Annotated in this window: 5 protein-coding genes; 2 read left to right on the top strand and 3 right to left on the bottom strand. The window is 63.7% G+C overall.

The features are described from left to right. Positions 1-339 (top strand): Bax inhibitor-1/YccA family protein (locus tag ACXJKO_RS30040; RefSeq protein WP_457094681.1); only part of this gene is annotated, 339 nt, incomplete at its 5' end. A 134-nt stretch (positions 340-473) separates the two neighbouring features. Here ACXJKO_RS30040 and ACXJKO_RS30045 read toward each other — a convergent pair. The 3 genes from ACXJKO_RS30045 to ACXJKO_RS30055 all read right to left on the bottom strand — a co-directional run bounded on the left by ACXJKO_RS30045 (position 474) and on the right by ACXJKO_RS30055 (position 2,639). Beyond that, a complete protein-coding gene (locus tag ACXJKO_RS30045) occupies positions 474-1,598 on the bottom strand; it encodes a PQQ-dependent sugar dehydrogenase (protein ID WP_457094682.1) in 1,125 nt (374 codons plus the stop codon). A 94-nt stretch (positions 1,599-1,692) separates the two neighbouring features. Beyond that, positions 1,693-1,947 carry a hypothetical protein gene (locus ACXJKO_RS30050; protein ID WP_457094683.1) on the bottom strand — a complete coding sequence of 85 codons (255 nt, stop codon included), beginning with the start codon at positions 1,945-1,947 and terminating at the stop codon, positions 1,693-1,695. Beyond that, on the bottom strand, positions 1,929-2,639 hold the full coding sequence (locus tag ACXJKO_RS30055) for a patatin-like phospholipase family protein (protein ID WP_457094684.1): 711 nt from the start codon (positions 2,637-2,639) through the stop codon (positions 1,929-1,931). Before ACXJKO_RS30055 ends, ACXJKO_RS30050 begins: the two co-directional genes overlap by 19 nt. Before the next feature lie 78 nt (positions 2,640-2,717). Between ACXJKO_RS30055 and ACXJKO_RS30060 the strand changes: the two genes are divergently transcribed. Beyond that, entirely contained in the window at positions 2,718-3,743 is a 1,026-nt protein-coding gene (locus tag ACXJKO_RS30060; RefSeq protein WP_457094685.1) for an NADP-dependent oxidoreductase, read from the top strand. Positions 3,744-4,312: the final 569 nt, after the last annotated feature.

Consider the following 4,312-nt stretch of genomic DNA (forward strand, 5'->3'; position numbering starts at 1 on the left):
TTCGGTGCGCTGTCGCTGTGGGGCTACACCACCCGCCGCAGCCTGTCGGGCATGGGCTCGTTCCTGATCATGGGCCTGTTCGGACTGATCATCGCCTCGATCGTCAACATCTTCGTTGCATCGAGCATGCTGCAGTTCGGCATCTCCGTGATCGGCGTTCTGATCTTCGCAGGCCTCACCGCCTACGATACGCAGAAGCTGAAGGAGATGTACCTGTACGGCAACTTCGACTCCGAGGCCGCCGCCAAGGTGTCGGTCATGGGCGCGCTGACGCTGTATCTGGACTTCATCAACATGTTCCAGTTCCTGCTTGCGCTGCTCGGCAACCGCAACGAGTAACGGACAGCGGAACGAATGCTCACCAAAGCCCCGGCCTCCAGGCCGGGGCTTTTTGTTGCAGCTCAGGCGCTCGCCGAAGAACATGCCGTGCGTTCCAACGCAGGCAGGCTCCGTCAGATCGGACTGCCGCTTTACTATTCCATTCCACCAGCTGGTGTCAGCCGCAGGATCTCGCCACTCGCCTCGTCCGTGAGCACATACACCGCTCCGTCCGGACCTTGCCGTACATCACGGATCCGCTGCCCCAGGGATATTCGCTCCTCGCCGGTGACCTGCTGTCCCTGCAGCGTTACTCGAACCACACCACGGGCCACAAGCCCGCCGATGAGCAAGCTACCGCGCCAGGTCGGAAACAAGTTCCCCGTGTAGAACGTCATGCCGGAGGGGGCGATCACCGGGGTCCACTGCCGCAATGATCCGGCCAGATCCGGCCGGCTGGACGGGCTCGGGATCGCCCGCCCGTCGTAGTGTCGGCCCCAGCTCACGAGAGGCCAGCCGTAATTGCGCCCGGCCTGCGGGRTGGTGAGTTCATCCCCGCCGCGCGGGCCCATCTCGTGCACCCACAGCACGCCGGTGGCGGGATGCAGCGCCGCGCCCTGCACATTGCGGTGGCCATGGGACCAGATCTCCGGCCGGGCTGCCTGCCCCCGGGCAAAGGGGTTGTCGACCGGAGCCGTCCCGTCCGGATTGATGCGCACGATCTTGCCAAGATGAGACGCGAGATCCTGCGCCGGATTGAACTTGAAGCGGTCACCCAGCGTCACGAAGAGCCGGCCGTCGCGGGAAAACACCAGCCGCGAGCCGAAATGGTTGGCGCCGTCCACCTTCGGCACTTGCCGGAAGATCACCTGGACATCCTGCAGGCCAGCTGGCCCCAGACGTCCCCGCGCTACGGCGGTTCCGGCGCCGCCGGGGCCGGGCTCCGCATAGGAAAGATAGACCCAGCGGCTCGAGATGAAGTCTGGGGCGAGTGCCACATCGAGCAGCCCACCCTGCCCACGCGCGAACACGTGGGGGACCCCAGCCAGCGGTGCGGAGGCACCCCCATTCTGGGACACCAGCCGCAACCGTCCGGGCCGCTCGGTGACCAGCATCCGCCCGTCGGGCAGAAAGGCGAGACCCCACGGGTGAACGAGGCCCCGCGCGAGTGTCTCAACCCTGACCTGGCCTGAGGGGGTTTGTACAATGCGATCCTGTGCCCTCACTGCTTCAGGAATGGCGATCAGAAAAGCCAATGCCAGAAAGCTGCGTCGGTCCATGACACGCTCCCACAGGTCAGCTGGAGCCGAGCCCATTGCCAACATACTCTTCAGCCCCGTCCTCGCAGTCCCTCAGTGAGGCGGCGTACGACCCTTACTTGGCCAGGGGATCGGGACGGAGCTGGAAGTGCACTGCAATCGGCTTACTGCCCTTGCGGCCTTCCCGCAGCCACGGCGTCCGGTCACCGCTGGCGGTCCACAGCCCCCGGCCCTTCCAGCCGGCCTGCGGTTCATCGATGCGCCCGTCAAAACCCTTGGCATAGAAGCCGAGCGGGTATGGCACCCGCAACGAGATCATCCGGCCGTCCTTGAGCGCGACCAGGCCATCCATCAGGTTGGCGGTGGACATCGGCGGATCTGCGTCAGGGCATAGATGGGAGGGTTGATGCTGAACAAGCCGTCCCAGTACGCGGTCCCGCGGCGTCGCACGTCCTTGTAGAGCGGTGGGATAGCCAGTGAGGCAATTACGTCGTCATAGCCGAACGGCTCCGGCTCAGCCGGGATCTTCTGCTTCGTGCGGGTGATTACGGTCCCATCGCCACGGATGGCGACTGAGACGCCGTTGAGGATGTCGGTTGCCCCAGTAAACAGGAATGGCTGGTTCAGCCGCTCCGGATCCTGCGGCAACTGTTCGAGATTGATCCATTTTCTGAGGAGCGAGATCATCTCGTCCCGGGCGCCAAGATCCCAGACATAGGGGCTGACCTCCCAGGTGAAGGGCAGGTCCAGAACAAATTGCCCCCACCAGTTCCTGATCATATCGGGGATCGACGCAGCCCCGAGATCCACCCACAGGCCCTGCAGGCGCCGTTGGGCCTCCGCTACTCCCTTGCGTGTGCCGCCGTGAATCAGGCCGGACCAAGCCAGAACCGCATTCACAGCACCGCCGGAGGTGCCGCTGAGAGCCTGAAGACGAAACCGCTGGCCATCATCCTCCAGCAGCCGGTGAATGACCCCTGCTCCGAACGCGGCATGACTGCCACCGCCTTGGCAGGCGATTGCGACCAGGGGAGGTGGCGGTTCATTGGTCCGAGCTGCCATGATATCGTCCCAGGCTGAGTTCAGCGCCTGAGCCTAGCACGGCAAGAGTGTCCGTGGGCTGGCTGTTCGGAGGTTTCCATGGCACAGCCCACGTATCGTCGGATCGTTCTCGCCGCTCGCCCGGAAGGCGAGCCGACGAACGACCATTTTCGCCTCGAAACCGCACCCGTTCCGGAGCCCGGCCCTGGTCAGGTCCTGATCCGGATCCTCTGGCTCTCGCTGGACCCCTACATGCGTGGCCGGATGAGCACCGCCAAGTCTTACGCCAAACCGGTCGAGATCGGCGAAGTGATGGAGGGCGGCACCGTCGGGGAAGTTGTGGCCTCGAACCATCCTGACTATGCACCTGGGGACTTCGTGCTGAGCCATTCGGGGTGGCAGGAGTACGCCATCGCAGATGGCGCCAGCGTTCGCAAACTTGATCCTAACCTGGCGCCTCTGTCGACGGCTCTTGGCGTGCTCGGCATGCCGGGCATGACAGCCTACACGGGGCTGCTGAACATCGGGCAGCCCAAGCCGGGCGAAACCGTCGTGGTTGCGGCTGCCGCCGGCCCGGTCGGTTCGGCTGTTGGCCAAATCGCCAAGATCAAGGGCTGCCACGTGGTTGGCATCGCCGGGGGTGCGGAGAAGTGCGCCTACCTTCTGAACGAGCTCGGTTTCGATGCCGCCATTGATCATCGCGCACCTGATATGCCCGAGAGGCTTGCTGAAGCCTGCTCCAAGGGGATCGATGTCTATTTTGAGAATGTGGGCGGTGAGGTCTGGAATGCCGTGTTCCCGCTTCTCAACGACTTCGCACGCATTCCGGTGTGTGGGCTTGTTGCCCACTACAACGACACCACCCTTCCCCCTAGTCCTGATCGGACGCCGCTGCTGATGCGTACGATCCTGAGCAAACGCCTGACATTACGCGGTTTCATCGTGCGGGATTTCGCATCCCAGGCCGATGAGTTTCGGCGCGAGGTCGGCACCTGGCTCCGGGCAGGACAGATCAAGTATCGCGAGGATGCGGTCGAGGGACTGGAGAACGCCCCTGAGGCATTCATTGGCATGCTGAAAGGGCGAAACTTCGGCAAAATGCTCGTGCAGGTGGGCCGGGACTGAGCCGACGAGCAGTCTGCGCCCAACCTGCACCCGGTGCGGTGTCAGCTGGGACTGTAATGCCGAGAAGAAGCCCCCGGAAGCAACGGATGCTCCCAGGGGCCCCGGTGTGGAGGTGAGCTGAGACCGGTAGGCTGCCCCGACTGCTAGAGGCTGAGCCGATGCTCGTTCGCGTGTGCCAGTCCGGTTGGCTGATAGCCTCATACCCGTTCAGGGAATTGGTGACGCGGTGAGATATGGGTAGGCCGTCAATGTTGTGAGACGGCCTGTCTCGTCGAGGAGCCGGTTCCCTGAACGGGTATTATACCCAACCACGGAAGTTCTGACTTCAGAAGCGGGCTGGTTCCAAGGTACGCCGCCGATCCTACGGATCAGAACTTCTATGGATGGGTATTACATGAGCGAGCCATTGCAGCCATTGCCCTCTGGCAGACGCTGGCCCGCACCCACTCCAGTGGAGCCCCCTCCCCTTGGCTGTTCCACTCGGTGCGCAACGGATCCAAAGCCCTGACGCGACAGGCGGCGCTGCTCGAGATCAAGGAAGCCGCTGTTACGGCGGGCCTGTCCAGCCC

The sequence above is a fragment of the Microvirga sp. P5_D2 genome, assembly GCF_054049475.1.

Bases quoted from the DNA above. Each gene is read 5' to 3' on its own strand.
- ACXJKO_RS30055 (WP_457094684.1), bottom strand. From the start codon at position 2,639: ATGGCAGCTCGGACCAATGAACCGCCACCTCCCCTGGTCGCAATCGCC.
- ACXJKO_RS30050 (WP_457094683.1), bottom strand. From the start codon at position 1,947: ATGTCCACCGCCAACCTGATGGATGGCCTGGTCGCGCTCAAGGACGGC.
- ACXJKO_RS30060 (WP_457094685.1), top strand. From the start codon at position 2,718: ATGGCACAGCCCACGTATCGTCGGATCGTTCTCGCCGCTCGCCCGGAA.